Source organism: Subsaxibacter sp. CAU 1640 (assembly GCF_023156585.1).
Lineage (GTDB): Bacteria > Bacteroidota > Bacteroidia > Flavobacteriales > Flavobacteriaceae > JBPOFM01.
In genome coordinates, this window is record NZ_JALNMI010000004.1 from 158407 (window position 1) to 179116 (window position 20710).

The following is a 20710-nucleotide window of genomic DNA, read 5'->3' on the forward strand; positions in this document are numbered from 1 at the left end:
GGCTCACCGTGATGCTCGCGGTGGTGGCTCCCGTGCTCCAAAGGTAACTGGAGCCGCCAGTGGCAGTAAGGGTCGTGCTACCGCTCTCGCAGATCGAAACATCCTGACCTGCATTGGCAGTGATACCCGTTGTCTGTAAAGTCATACCATTTAGATAATATTCAAGATTTGTATAGCCATCCGGTTGAACTATATTCCTATCATTAGCATCATTTGGGTTGAGTCCATTTAAGTTTTCCCAGACATTTGGCATCCCATCATTATCTGTATCCCAACCTGAACCTCTGGAATTATTTGGCAAATTAGGTTGAGTCCATGATTTATTATAAGGATTAGAGCTAATATTATTCAGTACATTTGAAATTTTTAAAATGTCAAAACTGTCTTGATATATCCCAAAACTTCCATCAGCATTTAAATATTTATTGGCTCCAACGTCATTTGTCACGCTTGTATAAGTTTCACTTGCCGACTTTATATTAGGAGCAAATCCTAATAATTGGTGTCTTGTACTTGTAAAATTACTATTTGGCAATGCTAAACCGACAACACTAAAGTTTGTCCATAATGCTCTATCATCTAGTTGAGGCGTTGGAAATAGTTCAGGGTGATAATTATTTGCAGTGTAAATACTAGGCACAATCCCTTGAACAACATTCGTTCTAATAGATGAGCTATAGGAACCTAATTTATAATAGTTACCTATATTATTAATTCTTGGTGCTCCGCCATTTGCATTGCATAATCTATTTTCCCAATTGAAGTATACATTATTTATAAGATCCCATTGTAAGCTCCCTGACATATTTGGGGTTCTTTGTGATGTGTCAACGAAAAGATTATTTAAGATTGACATATCTCCCCTTGGATATGCACCTGTATATCCTGCAATAACTTGTGTAGCGTTTTCAGAAAACACACATCTTTGGATCGTAATATTTGTCAAAGGACCACTATAAGAATTCATGGAAATAGCCTGATCATCACAAAAACTAAAAGAGCAATGATCAAATATTAGACCGTTTGTTCCATCTGAAATAAAGCCATTGTGATCATAAACATCATTCACGCCAGTGTAACTGCCATTTCTGAATCTAATGTATCTCCAAATACCGTTATTACATGCCTGACCATTATTGCCCATTTGGATTGGTTTACCACTTACAGTAATTCCTCCTTCAGGTGCCGTTTGTCCAGCCACGGTAAAATTTGAATTTGCAATTCCTAGTTCAAGCAAACTGGTTAGTTGAATTCTACCGCTTACTTCAAAAACAATAGTTCGAGGAACAGTCATTAGCAATGCAGCTCTTAAGCTACCTGGACCAGACGCATTTAGATTGGTAACCTTTACAACAATACCTCCACGACCACCAGTAGTATAAGCTCCCGCTCCTTCTGCAGTGGGAAATGCTAATTGGGATTGAACCGAATGAACTGCGGAAACAGTTAAGAAAATGAATGAAACAATTTTTACATAATGAGGGGTGCATGTCTTAATCATATTCAAGACACGCAAAAGAGTTCTTGGGGACTTCATTTGCTATTAAAAATTTGGGGCAATGTTTTGCGCTATTAATCTTTAGCCTTAAAAATTTGCTATTACAAGGCCAATCTAACTAAATATTTTAAAATTATACGATAAATGAACTTAAAAAACGATTAAGTGTAATTTTTATAAGGAAAATTCTTATAAAAAATATTTAACTTACATATGCTATTTAAAAATATAAGTAAATACTTACGAGCTTAATCACTTGCTACTCTTTTAACTACGTGTCATTCTAGACTTTGGATTACGTTATGATAATTTTAACATTTCAAGAATAAAATATCAATTTTTTCATCTAACATTTCTACCTTTGATTATTAGGATTCAATAAGATGGTTATGTTATCAATGATGAAAAATCGTTATCGACAGACAGTTTTATACTCATCCGATTCAGGTTTCCCAAAAAATTGTTACTTCGATTACAGACAACAACTAATTTTTATTCACATATTTGTATCTATGTATTAATACATTTTAAAATATGAAATTCAATATCCATATCACATTTAAGCGATCTATATACCTAAGCTAGATACATCCATGAATTATTCCGCTAGCATCATTGTTCCTGTTTATAACGCCGAAAAATATCTCGATCGATGTATTAATAGTTTACTTAATCAGTCATATGAAAATCTAGAAATCATTTTAGTAAATGATGGTTCAACTGACAATAGCGGAACTATTTGTGACAGATACCATAACAGCTATAAAAACATTCGTGTAATCCACCATGAAAAAAGCAGTGGTTCCGCAAGTCGTGCTAGAAACTCTGGATTGTTTATTGCGTCTGGAGATTACATTTCGTTTGTAGATAGCGACGATTGGATTCATCCAGAGATGATATCTATAATGTGCTCATATATAGAAAAATACGAAGCAGGCCTTTCGGAGTGTGAATTGCTGGAGACAGCAGATTACATAATTAAATCTCTACCCGAAAATATTGATAACCACTGTATATTTGAGGATCGGTTAGAAACGCTTAAAAGAATAATTGACACTCAAAGATTTTCGGTCTGTGTGAGAGTTTATAAAGCTTCGATTTTAAAAGGTATAAAGTTCCCTGAAGGTGTAATATCCGAAGATCTTTATTTTACTCTTGATGTTAGCGAGAGAATCAATAGTATTGTGAAAATCGATCTCCCTTTATACTATTATCACTTAACTCCTAACAGTATTACCAGAAAAGACTATAACTTAAAACATCTAGACACTTTAAAATCTAGCTTATATCTAATTAATACCATTTCAGAAAAGGAAACTGATTCCGAACTTCAGTTGAAGGCACGTTCATTTGTTGTAAATGAACTTGTTTATCATTATAAAATGTTGAATTATTTTCCGAGTTTAGATAAAAAATTTGAACATAGGAAACGTCTAAAGAAGCAAATAAGAGAAAATTTAAAAAGTGAAATTTCATACAATCTCTATACAAAATTGGCTAATGCTCTTCCTGTTAAAACGTTCGAGATGATAATCAGTTTGAATAAATTCAAACATCGAGTTATGAGGACAAATCATTTTTCATGATTTTTACTTTATTTTTGATCTTGTTAAAATCCTTTCATGTCTAGAGTTTCAAAATCTATAAAAAATGCCAAAGTTGGAGCCTTCTTTTTTTTAGTCTCAATTTTTGCGCAATTTTTTACTAGAAAAATATTTTTGGATTTCCTTGGCGATGAATTTATAGGCCTTACCTCTACCTTAAGGAGCATTTTGGGGTTTCTGAATTTGGCCGAACTTGGGATTGGTACAGCCATAGGTTATGCTCTGTACAAACCAATTTTTGACAACGACCAATCGGAGATAAACAAAATCATTGCACTTCTGGGCATTTTATATAAGAGAATTGGTCTTTTTATATTAGGTACTGGAATAGTTCTGTCTCTCTTTTTCCCCTATTTCTTGGGTGAAACGCAATTTTCATTGGGACTGATATACTTTATATTTTTCTCATTTTTGACATCTACTCTTTTAAGTTACTTCTTCAATTTTCATATGACCTTATTGGAAGCTGATCAAAAAGGTTATGTTGTACAAGTTTATTTTCAAAGCATTAACATTTTAAGGCTTCTTGTACAAGCTTTGATTGCCTACTATCTTCAGAACTATTATGCTTGGGTCATTATGGAGTTGCTTTTCTCAATAATCTTAAGCATTATTTTAAGAAAGAAAATTACGCAGCATTATCCATGGTTAATTATCAATTCAGATGAATCTAAAGAGTTGATAAAAACGTATCCTTGGATCATAAAAAAAACAAAGCAGCTTTTTGTTCATAAGATGGGTTCATTTGTAAAAGATGGAACGGATAACATTTTAGTTTATGCTTTAGTCAATGTTCAAAGTGTAGCTTTTTTCGGGAATTATCAGCTCATATTCGTAAATCTCATTAGTTTAACACAAATTGTATTTTCAGGTACAGGTGCTGGCATTGGCAATTTGGTTGCAGAAAATGACCAAAAAAATATCAAAAAAGTGTTCTGGGAAATGATGGCCTTACAGTTTTTTATAGCCGGCTTTTTTAGTATCGCAATTTATTTTTTAATCAGTCCATTTATCGTTTTATGGATTGGGGAAGAATATGTTTTAGGAAGGCTTATTGTAATATTGATGATAGGCAATTTCTTTATTTCTTTAGTAAGGTCACCTGTTCAGTACTTTCAAAATGCCTATGGTTTATTTTCAGATACTTGGGCGCCAGCTTTAGAAATAGTAGTCAATTTAGTAATATCACTTATTTTTGGAAAGCTTTGGGGGATATCGGGTATACTGTTGGGAACCTTCACTAGTTTAATAATTATAATTATGATTTGGAAGCCTTATTTGCTTTATTCAAAAGGTTTTAAGTTAAGTGTTTGGAATTATTGGAAAGGTTTTCTACCATTGCTGTTTATCTTTTTTTTATCTGCATTTATATTAAATTTTATATACCAGAATTTCCTAAGTCAGAATAGTTTGAATTTCTTTAAATGGAGTGTGCATGCTTTTATATTGAGTATCGTCATTTTTACTGTATATGGGCTATTGATGTATGCTTTCTCGAAAGGCTTCAGGGATTTCAATAAAAGAATTTATCACATCATAAAAGCAAAAATTAAACAGTCATAATACAAATGCGTCAATAATTAATGAATCAAGCACCGAGGAGAAAAATAGCATTTGTAATAGCTTCATTAGCACCAGGTGGTGCCGAACGCGTAATTTCCAATCTCAGCAACGGTTTAATAAACTCTTTTGAAGTTGTTATTGTTACTTTTGAAAACTCAAAACCATTTTATGAATTAGATGAACGAATTCAGGTAATTCCATGTCTTGAGTCGATCAAACAGCCATCAAATTTTTATCAATCACTTAAACTCAATTCAACTTTAATCTCAAGGCTCTATCAGATAATTAAAAAAGAACAAATTGACATTGTAATTGGTTTCATTACTTCTGCAAACATTCTTTCTATCATAGCCTCAAAATTAAGTGGAGTTCCCAACATAATCTGCGAACGCAATAATCCTTTAATGGAGGATGTTCCAAAGTTTTGGGTGTTTTTAAGAAAGTTTATGTATCCCTTGGCAGATAAAATAGTTCTTCAAACGCAAGGAGTAAAACGTATTTACCAAAAAAAAATAAATCCAAAAAAATTATTTATTCTTCCAAACCCTATTGCTACAGAATTGACCAATTCTAGAGATTCAAATAATAATGGAAAAGAAAATCTAATTTTGACAGTAGGCCGATTAGATAAAAACAAATGCCAGGAAGATTTAATTAATGCATTTGGTAAGATTAAAAAAAATGGCTGGAAGGTGTTATTGATTGGAGATGGATACAGAGAAGCAGAATTAAATCACCTCATTGAATCTAACGAATTATCAGGTAAAGTTGAAATTATATCTCAAGTTAAGGACATACATAAATATTACAACAAGGCTTCTATTTTTGTGTTTACCTCTAAAACTGAAGGTTTTCCAAATGCACTATTGGAAGCAATGCATTTTGGATTACCAAGCATTTCAACAGATTGTGATTTTGGTCCATCCGATCTTATTGTTGAAGGAGAGAATGGCTTTTTGGTACCTGTAAACAACGTGGATATGTTAGCTGAAAAGCTTACTCTTTTAATAATCGATCGAGAATTAAGAAATAAATTATCGTGTAAAGCAATTGTTTCAACAAATAATTATGCTGCTGAAAAAGTGGTGTCAAAATGGGAAGAATTAATAAATTCAACATTACATTCTAATTTAGATAAAACAGATTACATTTGATTTAAGATTATCCTCTATTGAAAATATTAAGAATTCTCATATTAATGTTGATTTTATGGAATTTACCATCCATAACACTTTTTGCTTTTAGTGAAAGCCTGGGGAGTCTAATGAGTTATCTTACCATTGGTTTGTTGGGTCTTTATTATCTATTCGAAAAAAAAACACAGCCGAACTGGTGGATAATTATCCTTGCCCTTATGTACTTTACAATATCCAGCTTCCAATATTATGGACCTCCTATGGATTTTATTCTTGAAACAATAAAATATTTTGTATTTGTAATAGGTGGTTACGAACTTGTTAAAAGAGTAAACAAAGAACAGCTTTTCATTTTTATGACGTTAGGGGCGTTAAGTGTAGCCGTTGAAGCATTTTTTTTCCCAAGTAAATTTGGTAGATATGCAGGCTTTTACCTAAACCCCAACGAGGCAGGGTTTATTTGCCTTTATGGATACGCTTTAGTCTATAGTTTTAAAAATGCCAGTATTAAGTTATTAGGACAATTCACATTTACTTTGATGGGATTATTGACTTTCTCTCGGACATTCATTGTTATTTGGGTTGTTCTCAATTTAGTGTCACTAAAAATCAGCTTAAAAAATATAAGGATATTAGGAATTGGCGTTTTGCTGTTCGCAACACTGTTGTTTATCGATGAAACGGTTGGACTTAACAATCCGCGCTTTGATCAACTAAAAAGTATAGTCAATAATGAAAGTGTCTCAACAAGTGAAGTGGGTGAAGATTCACGAATGTCAACCTGGTCTCACTTTTATGATAAAATATTAAAATCTCCTTTTATAGGAAATGGATATGGCACGTTATCTGGTAAATTGGGCTCCTTGGGAGTGCACAACACATATTTAATGGTAATTGGCGAAGCAGGCATTATTCCATTTCTCTTGTTGATTTTCTACATAGGTTATTTGGTCTACTGGAGTATATATTTTTTTAAGAAAACCCCATATTTAATAATGCAAACAATTGCACTTGCATTATTTTTATTGACCGATCATAACTTCTTTGTTCACTATTATGTCGCATTTGTTGCAATGTGGATTCAATATCAAATAGCTGAACAAAAAATGATGTTCAATAATTATGATAGTGAATCGAAAATAGGAGCCTTAATAACATGAGCTTTTAATAATTCTAAAAAGTTAATTTTTCAATTAAACGACTTTATATGTGCGGTATCTACGGAACAACTATAAAATATAATGAATACCAAATAAAAGAGAAACTAAAGCGTACTTCTTTTAGGGGACCAGATAAAATGGGTTGGGAATTTTATCCTGGCAGCCAACAAGTAACCTTTGGACATAATCGTCTATCAATAATAGATTTGGACCCAAGATCCAATCAACCTTTCACCTATGAAAATCACATTCATATAGTCTTTAATGGCGAAGTTTATAATTTTAATAGCATTAAGAAAAAGTTAATTGAAAAAGGCTATAAATTTCGCACTACAAGTGATACCGAGGTTATCTGTGCTGCCTATTTGGAATATGGTGAAGCGTGCGTAACCCATTTTCATGGTATGTTTGCCTTTGTAATTTATGATGAAAAGAAAAAAGTATTTTTTGGGGCAAGAGACCGTCTAGGAAAAAAGCCCTTTTATTACTATCTGAATAATAAAGATTTTGAATTTGCAAGTCAAATTTCTTCTATCCAAATGTTTCATTCTGACTTAAGTATTTCGAGCAAAGCAATTTCTTATTATCTAGCATGGGGAAATATACCCGACACGCAATCCATATTCAATGAAATAAAGAAGTTAAGAGCAGGTCATTCTTTCGTTTTCTATTTAGAGACAGGAACTTTTAAAGATAAACCTTATTGGGATATAGATTATAAAAATGAAAACCCCTTTAAAGGGACATACGAAGATGCAAAATCGGAATTAAATACAATTCTAGAAGATGCCGTTTCGAGTAGGTTATTTGCTGATGTGCCCGTTGGTGTTTTCTTGTCTGGTGGTGTGGATTCATCATTGGTTTCGGCGATTGCAACCAAAACATCTACGTCGACCGTAAAAACCTTTTCTGTAAAGTTCAATGAAAAAGGATTTGATGAGAGTCAGTACGCAAAAGATGTTGCTGACCATTTAAAAACAGACCATCATATTATTGAATGTAACTATGACGAAGGTATAGAACTTATTAAAAACTTTACACATTTTTATGACGAACCTTTTTCAGATTCATCAGCGATTCCCTCAATGTTGTTAGCAAAATATACTAGAGAACATGTAACTGTTGCCCTTTCTGGTGATGGTGGTGATGAAAGTTTCATTGGATATCACAGATACAAATGGGCAAAAAAAGGAGGGCAATTTTACAATCTTCCTTTACCTCTTCGTCAGTTTGGCGGGAAATTGTTAAGTTTGGCACCTCATTATCGTTTGAAGGTTATCGCAAAAGCGCTTCAATATAAAGATCGAAACGAAGTATATTTGAGTGCAATGACTGGTGTCGATCAATCATATATCAAATCCAACATTGATAATAGAGACGTTGAAGAACTCAAATATCTTTATCACAACCATAAAAACTTTTTTGAGCGTATTTCTGATTTTGATATAAAGACATATCTCAATTGGGACATTAATACAAAAGTTGACAGGGCAACCATGGCATTCTCATTGGAAGCCCGTGCTCCATTGTTGGATCATCGCATAGTCGATTTTGCCAACTCCTTACCTACCGAGTTTAAGTTTCATAAAGGTGAGCAAAAAAGAATTTTGAAAGACCTTTTATATGAGCACGTTCCAAAGCACATTTTTGACAGACCAAAAGCCGGATTCACTATGCCATTTGAGCGTTGGTTCAGAGAGGATTTAAAGGATTATGTTTTAGAAGAATTGAATGACGCATCCTTAAAATCAATACCAGGAATTGATGTTGACAGGGTAAAATTCATGATCGATCAGCACATGGATGGCTCTTGGAATCGTTATCCGCTCATCTGGAAGTTATTAGTGCTTAAACAATGGCTTATCAACAATGGTAAAGGTTTTATGATGAAATAATGTTATGCCAAAATCTAAAATCAACATTGCATTTATTCTCCCTTCTTTGGTTGCAGGTGGTGCAGAACGAGTAATCTCTACGGTTGCGCAGCATTTGGATAAATCAAGATTTGAAGCAACCTTGGTTATTATCGGTTTTGAAAAAGATAAAGCATACGATACTTCAGCCATCAAGACGATTTACTTCAATAAAAAAAGAGTCCTATCGGGAATCCCAAAATTATTTAACTACATTGCCACAAACAAACCCGATATTGTCGTTAGTTGCATGAGTCATGTTAACATCCCGGTTGCAATGATACTCACTTTTTTTCCAAAGATAAAATTGATAATTAGGGAAGCAAACATTAAAAGTATTACTGCAGTTTATCATGGTTCCAACAAATCTTGGTTTTTTAAGCACGCATTGCCCTACTCTCAAAGTAGAGCCTCGATGATTATTTGTCAATCCAAAGACATGTCAGAAGAAATGACAAGTGAATTTAAAATTGAATCATCAAAGTTATGTGTGATAAACAATCCTATTTCTGATGGCTTTGAGTCAAAAACTAGAGAGTATGATGAAAGCATATTTAACTTTATAACCGTTGGTCGCCTACACGCTGAAAAAGGTCATAAACGTATATTAGAAACGTTATCAAAAATTGAATTTCCTTTTAGGTATACTATAATAGGTACTGGAGAAGCGGAGGCAGATTTAAAACAACTCGTAAATGATTATAAGTTGACTTCTAATGTGACTTTTATACCATATACCAATGAGGTTCAAAAATTCTTAATAAAAAGTGATTTATTTCTACAGGGATCTTATGCTGAAGGTTTTCCTAATGCGCTTTTGGAAAGCTGTGCCGTTGGAACTCCAGCCCTCGCCTATCAATCTTTGGGAGGTACCAATGAGATAATTGAACATGGAATAAATGGATATGTAGCTAATGATGATGCGGATTTTTTGAGTTACTTGAATAAGTTACACCAAGATTATCATTTTGACAAACAAAAAGTGAGAGATTCTGTTCATAAAAAGTTCAACAAAGAAAAAATTATTGTTCAATATCAAGAGCTATTTTTTCATGTTATGAATGAAACCATTCCTACATGACCAATAAACCTAAAATATCTATTTTGACAATTGATTTTGGTATGGGTGGAGCTCAACGCTTTATAAGCCTACTCTTGCCACAATTGGTCCAAGATTTTCAGGTTAGTTTAGTTCTTTTTGTTGATTATATCCACTTTGAAATACCTGAAGAAGTTGAGCTAGTTATACTTAATCCTGATTCCAAAAGCTCTAATTCATATATTTCAAAAATACAGCGAACATTTGGTCTGTTTTCTAAATATAAAAATTTCGTAAGAAAAAATAAGATTGAGGTTTCGCTATCGCTCCTACCTGTTCCGAATATTATAAATAGCCTTTTAACCATTAGTAATAAAAGGGTGAAGACAATAATTAGTGAGCGGTGTTATTCTTCAGAAATGTATAAGGATAATGGTGTTCAAATGCTTTTAGCCAAAATATGTTTTCCAGTTTTATATCATCGTAATAACCTTCTATTTTCTAATTCCATTCATATCAATGAAGATTTGAAACAAAATTTTGGAGTTAAAATGCCTATGAAAGTTGTTTATAATCCTATAGAAGTAAATGATAAGGTTAAGCTTCGAACAGAAGCACGTCCCAACGCAAATGCTTTGAAAATCATTAATTCTGGAAGAATTTATGAAGCCAAGAATCAAAAATTGATTGTTGAAGCAATGAATATGTCTGAAAAAGGCGGATATTACTTAACTGTTTTGGGTGATGGGATTCTTCAGGAGGAGTTACAAAAGAATATCCAAAATTCAGGTCTGAATGATTTTGTCGATTTAAAAGGTAAAGTTTCTGGTGTTAAAACATACTTGATTGAAAATGATTGTTTTATTTTATCTTCAAATAACGAAGGTTTTCCAAACGCCTTATTAGAAGCCTTGTCTGTTGGGTTACCATGCATTTCGACCAATTGTCTCTCTGGACCATTGGAGATGTTGAATGACAATGAACCTGTGAATATATCTGCAGGAGAATTCCATGAAGCAAAATACGGTATATTAGTCAATGTCAATGACGCTATTGGGCTTAATAAAGCAATGGAATACTTAAAAAACGAACCTGAAATGCGTCAAAAATACTCTCGTTTGGCATTTGAACGCGCCAAAATGTATAGTTTGGACAACATCTACAATGAAATAAAAGAACTTATCATAAATTAGTATAGCTGTTATATGTGCGGAATTAATGGAATAGTTTATAAAAATTCAGTTGAAGAATCAGTTGCGAGAAGACAGCTTAAATCCATGAATGATTTAATTATACATCGTGGCCCTGATGATGAAGGCAACTATATCAAGTCGTCAGATAATCATACAGTCGCCATGGGAATGAGACGACTGTCAATTATAGATTTGCATACTGGAAATCAACCTATGTTTTCTGAAGACGAACAAATAACTCTAGTTTTCAATGGAGAAATTTACAACTTCAAAAAACTTCGTGAAGAACTGGTGTCAAAGGGTGTAAAATTTGCAACAAAAAGTGATACTGAAGTTGTATTGAAACTATATGAGACTTATGGCGAACAGAGTTTCGCAATGCTTGATGGCATGTTCGGATTGAGTATTCATGATAAGAAAAGAGATAAAATATTTATTGCTCGCGATTTTTTTGGCGAAAAACCGTTATATTATACCCATACTTCAAACTCCTTTTTTTGGGCTTCAGAGCTTAAATCCATCATTCAAAATCTGTCTGTAAAACCACAAATCTGCAAGGAAGGATTGAATCTATATTTTCGCTTAACCTATATTCCAGCTCCTTTTACTATCTATGAAACTATTTACAAGCTGGAGTCCAATAGCTATTTGGACTATGATTTAAAAACCTTCAGTCTTGATATTCGAAACATTCATGAGATTAAAAATACAGAGAAGATAGATATTTCATTTCAAGAGGCAAGAAACAAAACAGCAAACATGGTATATAAAAGTGTTGAAAGTCGTTCTATTTCTGACGTTCCATTAGGCACTTTTTTATCAGGCGGTGTGGACTCTTCCATTGTTTCTTATTGCTTGGCCGATATGACTTACTCAAAAATCGACACATTCTCCATAGGTTTTGAGAAAAAATCATATGATGAAACTGACAAATCGCGTATAGTGGCAAAACTCATCAATAGCAATCATCACGAGTTTATTATTAGCGAAACTGATTTAAAAAGTTCTGTAGACGAAATTCTTTTAAATTTTGACGAGCCTTTTGCAGATTCTTCCTCACTCCCAACCTATTTGGTTTCCAATAAAACAAAGGCACATGTGAAGGTAGCTTTAACAGGAGACGGAGGTGATGAAATTTTTGGCGGTTATAATAAATATTATATAGGCAAATTAAATCGTAAATACACATCATTAGTTCCTGAATTTGTACATAATTCAATTTCAAATGTTTCCAATTCTGTATTAAGACGAAAAGATGATAACAGAGGCTATAAATACAAAATAAACAAACTCCTAAAGTCGATAGACTATAGTGACGAGTATTATTGGGATATTATCTCTCTCGGATTTGATAAGGAAGATATCAATGCCCTTTTAAGTGAAGAATTTCAACATCTCAATACTTTTTCCTATTTTAAAGAAAAAACCTCAATTGCTAATCCAAAATCATTAAGTGATTTTAGAATGATTGATAAGCATATAAGTCTTGAAGGCGATATGCTCGTGAAAGTAGATAGAACCAGTATGCTCAATTCTTTAGAGTGTAGAGCGCCATTTTTGAATAGAGAAATTTTTGAATTCACCATGAGTCTGCCTGAAGATTATTTGATGAAAAAATGGAACAAAAAGTACATCCTAAAAGAAGCATTCAAAAATAAATTTCCTGATAGATTTCTTGAAAAATCTAAACACGGTTTTGGAGTTCCTGTGGGAGATTGGCTAAGACAAGGGCTTAAAGACGAACTTTTAAGATATTCTGATGCTGATTTCATTGAAAAACAAGGGATTTTTAACTATTCAGGAATCGATGCATTGATAAACAATCATCTTACAGGCAAGGCCGACAATACTTTCAAGGTTTGGTCATTTTTCTGCTTTCAAAAGTGGTATTTAAAAACCTATAATCCATTTTAGTAATCGGTTATCCTCATTCAATGAGGAGTCATTAATTCCCTATTAAAGCAATTCATAAGAAAAAACAGGCATTATAAAGTTTTTTTTTTACTGAACAGTTGTATTTTCAGATATTTACAATTCAAATCTACATATTCTGAAGTTTAAAAAACTAAATTGCATAAGCTAAAAACCTATAAAAATGTCACAAGAGCTTTTAAAACAAATCCAGTCCTATTTAGATAAGCCTTTAAGAAAGGTCGGTTCCATTGAAACTATCAATCATAAAGATTTTTATAAAAATTACATGACTAAAAACAAGCCTGTGGTCATGACTAAAATGATGGATGATTGGGAGGCAACAAAAACATGGTCACTCGATTTTTTCAAGAAGATAGGAAAAGATAAAAGCACCTTTATCTCCAAAGGAAATAACTTTCAAGAAGATACCAAATGGGAATACGGCAACTTTTTGGAATCAATTGAACGGATTGAAAAATCAGACGATGCCTCTAAAGGTGGTTACTTAATGAATCTTTCTATTTTGAATATGTTTCCTAAATTGAGAGACCATGTTGATTTTTCACTTATATCGAACTTTAAGGTTAGAGATTCTTTATCATTTTGGATTGGACCTAAAGGAACATTGACAGGTTGGCACACAGACCGATTAGCAGACAATATATTGGCACAAATAAAAGGTAGTAAGCTGGTATTATTAGCCAATCCCAATCAGAGCAAATACATGTATACTAGCGACAAATACGAACCTGGTTCCCGCTTAAGCTCCATTGACATGAAAAATTTTGACGAGAAAAAATTTCCGCTTTTCAAAAAAAATGCCGAAATCATGTACTATGTTTTGGGTCCTAAAGAGATGATTTTCATACCTAAACAATGGTGGCATTGTGTTTATGGATTAGAAATTTCAATCAGCTCTAATAATTTTGGTTTCTCGGCTGTGGATGATATGAAACAAAAAGCTAATGAATTTTTAAAGCGAAAGTTGCACAACGTGGGGCTGTATGGAAAAAATTGTGTATGTCATTACTATGATGACAATGGAAAAAGACACAAATATGGTGCTAAAAAATCGAGTTGATTTCCATTGAAGCCATCTTCCTTTATAGGGATTTTGTTCGAACAAAACCAACCCAAATTTTGAAAAAATTAATCCGTATCACAACCGTACCGTCTTCTTTAAGAACGCTATTGAGAGGACAGCATAAATTTATGAGCCAATACTATGAAGTTATTGGCATTTCTAGTGATGGTGACGCATTGGCCGAAGTGAAACAAAACGAAGGTATAAGAACTCATGTTGTTGAAATGACTCGGTCTATAACGCCATTAAAAGACATTAAAGCCACCTATCAATTGTATAAATTTTTTAAAAAGGAAAAACCTTTTATAGTTCATACACATACCCCGAAAGCTGGAACAGTCGGTATGTTTGCGGCAAAGTTGGCTGGAGTGCCTCATAGAATTCATACGATTGCCGGGTTGCCTCTATTAGAAGAAAAGGGAATTAAGAGAAAGGTTTTGGATGTTGTCGAAAAATTCACATACAGTTGTGCTTCCCATATATTACCAAATTCTTTTGGTCTAAAAAAAATTATTTTAGAAAACAATTATACTAATGAAACTAAAACAGAGGTTATTGGGAAAGGTAGCTCTAATGGGATTGACACATCACATTACGATGCATCACTGGTTTCTATTCAAACCAAAGCCGAATTAAAGAAAGAACTTAAAATTTCGGAATCAGATATTATTTTTATCTTCATTGGAAGGATTGTAAAAGATAAAGGAATTAACGAGTTGGTTGAAGCTTTCAATGAATTATCAAAAGTTAACACCCACTGCAAATTGTTGTTGGTAGGGCCAAAGGAAGATCATCTCGACCCTTTATTGCCTCATACTGAAAATACTATAAAAAACAATAAGAATATTTTGGCGGTGGGCATTATTAAAGATATTCGTCCTTATGTTGCGATATCGCATGTTTTAACCTTTCCAAGTTATCGGGAAGGCTTTCCTAATGTGGTTTTACAAGCTAGTTGCATGGGTTTGCCCTGTATAGTATCAAACATTAATGGCTGTAACGAAATTATTGAAGAAGGTGTCAATGGTATGATTGTTCCTGTTAAAAATAAAACAGCTTTACAAAAAGCCATGCAAGAACTATTGGACAATGCAAAAAAGAGGGATGACATGTCAAGATATTCACGTTCTAGAATTATTGACCGCTATCAACAAAATTATGTTTGGAACGAACTTTTGAAATTTTATAAAAAATTAGAGTGAAGCTATATCAACATTTTTTTAAACCAATACTAGATGTAGTTGCATCCTCATTTGCACTCATAATATTATCTCCTGTTTTTTTGGTTGTATGGATTGTTCTCGCTATTATGAATAATGGCAAGTCCTTTTTTCTTCAAGAAAGGCCTGGAAAGGACGAAAAGATATTTAAAATCATCAAATTCAAAACCATGAATGACAAAAAGGATGTGAATGGTAACCTATTGCCTCCTTCTGAACGCCTTACCAAAACCGGTATTTTTATACGAAAGTATTCGTTGGATGAAATTCCACAGTTATTAAATGTTATTAAAGGCGACATGAGTCTGATAGGCCCAAGGCCTCTTCTAGTGCGTTATCTTCCAAGATATAACAATTTTCAAAAACAACGACATAACATTAAACCAGGAATAACCGGATGGGCACAAGTTAATGGTAGGAATGCCATTAGCTGGGAGCAAAAATTTGAGTACGACGTTTGGTATTTGCAGAATCTTTCATTTTTACTCGATTTAAAAATCATATTTTTAACGATCCAAAAGGTTTTCAAAAAAGTAGGCATTAATACTGTTGACAATGATATTATGCCAGATTTTATGGGAACACCAACCAATAATGGAACATATGGCAGTTAATATTTTATTCACTTGTGCTGGCCGTCGTAATTATCTTATCAATTATTTCAAAGAAGCTTTGAATGGTCGAGGAAAAGTTTTTGCTGCTGACATGAGCCTTTCAGCGCCGGCCATGGTGGATGCAGATGTAGCAATAGTGACACCAAGTATTTATGATGATATTTATATATCAAACCTTAAGAAATTGATAAAATCATATGACATAAAAGCTGTCATTTCTTTGAATGATTTGGAGTTACCAATTCTTTCAAAGTATAAATCGAAATTGGAACAACTTGGCACCAAAGTCATTGTTTCAGAAGAAAAAGTAATCAACATAGCTTTTGACAAGGTTGAGACTTTCAAGTTTCTTAATCATATTGGATTACAAACACCAAATACTTATACCCAATTAGATAAGGCTGTAAACGCATTAAAAAATAAGGAATTAAATTTCCCGTTGGTTGTTAAACCTCGCTGGGGCAGCGCCTCTATAGGTATTGACTTTCCAGAAACCGTTGAAGAACTAGAACTTGCGTTCAAATTGCAAAGATTAAAATTGAAAAAATCAATACTTAATACTGCTAGCCAGAATGATTTTGACAATGCCATCCTTATCCAAGAAAAACTTGTTGGTAAAGAATTCGGAATGGACGTCTTAAATGACTTTGAAGGTAATTATATTGGCACATTCGTTAGAGAAAAATTAGGCATGCGTTCTGGAGAGACTGATAAAGCAATATCGGTAATCGATGAGCGATTTAATATGCTTGGTAAAGAAATTTCAAAAAATTTAAGGCATATCGGTAACTTGGACTGCGATGTTTTTGAATTCGAAAATCAACTTTATGTTTTAGAGTTAAATCCAAGGTTTGGAGGTGGTTATCCTTTTTCACATGAAGCAGGAGTTAATACACCAGCTATTTATATTGAATGGCTTATGGGGCAATCAAATATTTCTGGTTATATTAAGTATGAAAGCGGAAAGGCGTTTTCAAAATGTGACAGAATGCTTGAAATTCCAAAAGGCTAATTAAAGATCACACTTTGTGCCTTTTCAGTCCCTTTTATAACATATTCCTTCTTTGAACTTTTTCTCTTATAAATTGATATATCCCCGAAGCTCTCGCTGTTGAGAAAAAGAAATGAATATACTATTACTTTAAGATGCTGATATTTATTATCCTGAAGGCTTATCCTTTCATAGTTAGAAGAAACCTCAAAGGACTGTAAATCGTTGATTCTGTATTTTGCCTCTGGGTGGCCGTTTTCATCTTTTTTTAGTTTATAGAGAAGTTTTCTGTAAAAGACGTTTACATTTTTGTCCCTTAAATAACGTTTTGTTTCAAAAAGCCACCGCACGGCCAATGCAATTGTTGAAGCTCTAAATGATTTAGAATCATATAACAAATGATAGTCAAAATCATACGTAATATTGCACCATTCATGTTTAAAATCAAAATCGCCTTTTGAAAAATCGGCTATTTTCATGTCATTTTCATAACACCACTCTATAATTTTTACAATCGTGGTCTTTCCAATATTAAATTTGTAATAATCAGGATCAAAAACTGTAATTGAAACAAACACTATGTCGTCTGAATGAATATTTAGCGTCACAGCAATAGGCAAATCTTTATTATAGATAACGAAAAGTGAAGCACGGTTTTCTTTCATCATTTCATAAGAAAACTCATTATGAAATGCCCATTTATCAGGCCTCAAATGATGATAATTGACCTTTTTTCCTGAAAACCTGTCCGACAATAATTCATGAAATTGTCTGAATACGACATCAAACTCTTCTTTGCTGATATCGTCAGTATAAAACCGATAAGAAATGTCAAAGCATTTTTCTAATCGTTCTTGCCTAGAGCGCAGTCCTCTCCTATTTTTACTGCTGATACGACTATTTATATAATCTTGAGCTGTTGGAAATCCCTTGAAATTCAATAAAAACCCTTGATATTGAAAAATCTCATTTCGCTTCAATGCCGATTTAGTGTTATCAAAAGATTCTACTCCAAAAAAATCGGGAACATCATAAATCAAAAATGCCTTTTTCCTAAATCCTTCTTTTTGATAATCGAGGGTATAATAAATACCTTTTGTCAGATTTTTGCCAATATTAATATAAAGTGGAAAAAATTTTGTTTTGTAAAAAGAAACATGATTAATAAACCCAAATTTAAATTCTTTTCTCGAATTGTTGAAATGCTTAGACCAAATTTCAACGAATAATTTCGATGTAAATGGGTTATTCATAGTCGGTTACGTGGGTTGTGGCGTTTTATGATACAAATGTAAAAATAATTTCAACTATATAACAGTAATAAAAAGCCGAAGTTTGGAATCTTAATAATTTAATTACTTTTGATGCAAATTATTTCGGTTTATGAATGGACAGTTTGTTGTGTCGCTAGATTTTGAAATTCATTGGGGAGTCTTTGATCAACGAACCGTTGAGATTTACAAAGAAAACTTAATTAATGTACCCACTGTTATTGAAAGACTTCTAGAAATGGCAGACAGATATAATGTAAAGTTAACCTTTGCGACTGTCGGTTTTTTATTTGCAAAAGACAAGCAGGATTTACTCAAACATGCTCCTAAACAAAAGCCGACGTTCATAGATGATAAGTTTTCACCATACCCACTGATTGATTCTATTGGCAATAGTGAAGATGATGACCCATTTCATTATGCCCACAGTTTGATAAAAAAAATCAGGGATAATGGTAATCATGAAATAGGAACGCATACATTTTGTCACTACTATTGCCATGAATTGGGTCAAACGGTTGAACAATTCGAAGAAGATCTTAAAGCCGCTATTTCAATTGCATCGAAAATGGATATCAAATTGGAAAGTATAGTTTTTCCTAGAAACATGATGGACCTCCGATATGAACAAGATAAGCCGTATGCGGAAACATTTTATAAGCTTGGCTTCAAGTCATTCAGGGGAAAAGAAAAGGCTTATATCTATAATATTTTTACCCAAAAATTTTATCATGGTTGGTATATTTTCAAGGTATTGAGAATGATGGACGCTTACGTGAATATCACCGGCATGAATACCTATAAAATGAAAGCTTTATATAAAAAAGGGAAGCCCCTGAATATTCCATCAAGCCGACTTTTGAGAGCATACAACCCAAACTTTTCATTCCTTGAACCTCTAAAAGTTAAACGTATTACCAATGGAATGCGTTTTGCCGCAAAAAAAAACGAAATGTTCCATTTATGGTGGCATCCTCATAATTTTGGAACATACATTGATCAAAACTTTAAAAACCTTGAAATTATATTTCAAGAATACGCTTGTTTAAACAAAAGCCATAATTTTCAAAGTGAAACTATGACTAGCTTGACTAACAAAATGATTAATGACCATTGATCGTGCAATGCAGTTTATAACGGTCTCGCTAACTAGCTATCAACGTAAAAAAGTGTTTTTTATCGTATTTATTAGGCACATTCTACAATATTGAATGATATTTAATCAAAATTTCGCAATTTGATTACATCACATCCCTCAAATTATTGAGAAATTTGATAGAATTGAAAGTAGAATTTTCTGGTCCCAAGCCTCCCTCACTAGACAAGAAAATTGAATAGTACTAAACTTATGTAATGTATACTTATGGATACTAAAATTTGGTTATCCTCGCCACATATGGGTGGCAAAGAGCAAGACTACATAAATGAAGCCTTCGATACCAATTGGATTGCTCCTTTGGGACCTAACGTTACAGGCTTTGAAGAAGATATTCGCCATTATTTAGGAGATGAAAATTTTGTGGCTGCCTTAAGCTCCGGAACTGCGGCTATTCATTTAGGACTTATACTTTTAGGTGTCGACAAAGATGATGAAGTTCTTTGCCAAAGCAAAACCTTTTCTGCTTCTGCCAACCCAATTGTTTATCTTGGGGCAAAACCAGTTTTTATTGATAGTGAAAAAGACACATGGAATTTATGTCCTGAACAACTTGAAACTGCGATCAAAGAAAAGATTAAGAAAGGAAAAAAGCCCAAAGCCATAATTTCAGTACATCTTTATGGCATGCCATATAAAGTTGAAGAAATCCACAAAATAGCTTCAAATTATGAAATTCCAATTTTAGAAGACAGTGCTGAATCTTTGGGAAGTATATACAAAGATAAAAAGTGTGGAACTTTTGGAGACATTTCCATATTATCTTTTAATGGGAACAAAATCATAACAACTTCAGGTGGAGGAGCTCTTGTCACTAAAAATGAAAATTTCAAAAAGAAGGCAGTATTTTTAGCAACTCAAGCAAGAGACAATGCTGTAGAGTATTTACATTCAAACATTGGCTATAACTATAGAATGTCTAATGTGTTGGCAGGAATCGGTAGAGGACAAATGACTGTTTTGCAAGACAGAGTCATTGCGCGAAGAAAAAATCATGAATTCTACAGAAGAAATTTAGAGAAATTCAATGAAATATCATTTTTGGAAGAGCCAGATGGTCATTTTTCAAATAGATGGTTAACCTGTATTTTGACCGATTCTAATAAGATACGAGAAGGTTTAAGAATAGCTTTGGAAAAGAGAAATATTGAATCAAGACCACTATGGAAGCCTATGCATCAGCAACCTGTTTTCAAAGATGCTGACAAATATTTAAATGGTGTTTCTGATGAGTTATTCGAAAAAGGCTTATGTTTGCCAAGTGGCTCTAACTTATCTGATAATGAACTTGATAGGGTTTTATCTACAATTTTTGATTATTTTAGTGCATGATCAGTAGACTACTACATAGAAT

Annotated in this window: 15 protein-coding genes and 1 pseudogene; 14 read left to right on the plus strand and 2 right to left on the minus strand. The window is 33.1% G+C overall.

Annotated elements, in window-relative coordinates:
- Window positions 1–1501: pseudogene (locus M0G43_RS10615) on the minus strand (hypothetical protein); the annotation flags it as partial.
- A 590-nt stretch (window positions 1502–2091) separates the two neighbouring features.
- On the opposite strand from M0G43_RS10615, the gene M0G43_RS10620 reads away from it, so the two are divergent.
- The 12 genes from M0G43_RS10620 (at window position 2092) to M0G43_RS10675 (ending at window position 16950) form a co-directional block, all read left to right on the plus strand.
- Window positions 2092–3084, plus strand: coding sequence for a glycosyltransferase family 2 protein (locus M0G43_RS10620; RefSeq protein WP_248026160.1), 993 nt, complete (start codon window positions 2092–2094; stop codon window positions 3082–3084).
- A 36-nt stretch (window positions 3085–3120) separates the two neighbouring features.
- A complete protein-coding gene (locus M0G43_RS10625; protein ID WP_248026162.1) occupies window positions 3121–4665 on the plus strand; it encodes a lipopolysaccharide biosynthesis protein in 1545 nt (514 codons plus the stop codon).
- Window positions 4666–4685: 20 nt separating this feature from the next.
- A complete protein-coding gene (locus M0G43_RS10630; protein WP_248026170.1) occupies window positions 4686–5819 on the plus strand; it encodes a glycosyltransferase family 4 protein in 1134 nt (377 codons plus the stop codon).
- Window positions 5820–5836: 17 nt separating this feature from the next.
- Entirely contained in the window at window positions 5837–6961 is a 1125-nt protein-coding gene (locus M0G43_RS10635; RefSeq protein WP_248026173.1) for an O-antigen ligase family protein, read from the plus strand.
- Window positions 6962–7008: 47 nt separating this feature from the next.
- Window positions 7009–8856 (plus strand): asparagine synthase (glutamine-hydrolyzing), encoded by a 1848-nt coding sequence (gene asnB / locus M0G43_RS10640; protein ID WP_248026175.1) that lies wholly within the window; start codon window positions 7009–7011, stop codon window positions 8854–8856.
- Window positions 8857–8860: 4 nt separating this feature from the next.
- Entirely contained in the window at window positions 8861–9955 is a 1095-nt protein-coding gene (locus M0G43_RS10645; RefSeq protein ID WP_248026177.1) for a glycosyltransferase, read from the plus strand.
- Window positions 9952–11106, plus strand: coding sequence for a glycosyltransferase (locus M0G43_RS10650; protein ID WP_248026185.1), 1155 nt, complete (start codon window positions 9952–9954; stop codon window positions 11104–11106). The genes M0G43_RS10645 and M0G43_RS10650 overlap by 4 nt, the downstream gene beginning before the upstream one ends.
- Before the next feature lie 12 nt (window positions 11107–11118).
- The gene (gene asnB / locus M0G43_RS10655; RefSeq protein ID WP_248026187.1) at window positions 11119–13020 is read left to right on the plus strand and encodes an asparagine synthase (glutamine-hydrolyzing); all 1902 of its coding nucleotides are present in this window, start codon (window positions 11119–11121) and stop codon (window positions 13018–13020) included.
- Window positions 13021–13201: 181 nt separating this feature from the next.
- Window positions 13202–14101 carry a cupin-like domain-containing protein gene (locus M0G43_RS10660; protein WP_248026190.1) on the plus strand — a complete coding sequence of 300 codons (900 nt, stop codon included), beginning with the start codon at window positions 13202–13204 and terminating at the stop codon, window positions 14099–14101.
- A gap of 59 nt (window positions 14102–14160) precedes the next feature.
- Window positions 14161–15306 (plus strand): glycosyltransferase family 4 protein, encoded by a 1146-nt coding sequence (locus M0G43_RS10665; RefSeq protein ID WP_262917174.1) that lies wholly within the window; start codon window positions 14161–14163, stop codon window positions 15304–15306.
- Complete coding sequence (locus M0G43_RS10670) at window positions 15303–15938, plus strand: sugar transferase (protein WP_248026192.1); 636 nt, start codon at window positions 15303–15305, stop codon at window positions 15936–15938. The genes M0G43_RS10665 and M0G43_RS10670 overlap by 4 nt, the downstream gene beginning before the upstream one ends.
- The gene (locus M0G43_RS10675; protein ID WP_248026195.1) at window positions 15928–16950 is read left to right on the plus strand and encodes an ATP-grasp domain-containing protein; all 1023 of its coding nucleotides are present in this window, start codon (window positions 15928–15930) and stop codon (window positions 16948–16950) included. The genes M0G43_RS10670 and M0G43_RS10675 overlap by 11 nt, the downstream gene beginning before the upstream one ends.
- On the opposite strand, the gene M0G43_RS10680 is transcribed toward M0G43_RS10675, so the two are convergent.
- Window positions 16947–18182 (minus strand): GNAT family N-acetyltransferase, encoded by a 1236-nt coding sequence (locus M0G43_RS10680; protein ID WP_248026197.1) that lies wholly within the window; start codon window positions 18180–18182, stop codon window positions 16947–16949. The genes M0G43_RS10675 and M0G43_RS10680 overlap by 4 nt on opposite strands.
- Window positions 18183–18312: 130 nt before the next feature.
- Here M0G43_RS10680 and M0G43_RS10685 point away from each other — a divergent pair, with 130 nt between their 5' ends.
- Together M0G43_RS10685 and M0G43_RS10690 are read left to right on the plus strand one after the other, a co-directional pair.
- The gene (locus M0G43_RS10685; protein WP_248026205.1) at window positions 18313–19317 is read left to right on the plus strand and encodes a polysaccharide deacetylase family protein; all 1005 of its coding nucleotides are present in this window, start codon (window positions 18313–18315) and stop codon (window positions 19315–19317) included.
- 246 nt (window positions 19318–19563) lie between these two features.
- Entirely contained in the window at window positions 19564–20688 is a 1125-nt protein-coding gene (locus tag M0G43_RS10690; protein ID WP_248026213.1) for an aminotransferase class I/II-fold pyridoxal phosphate-dependent enzyme, read from the plus strand.
- The last annotated feature ends 22 nt before the right edge of the window (window positions 20689–20710 follow it).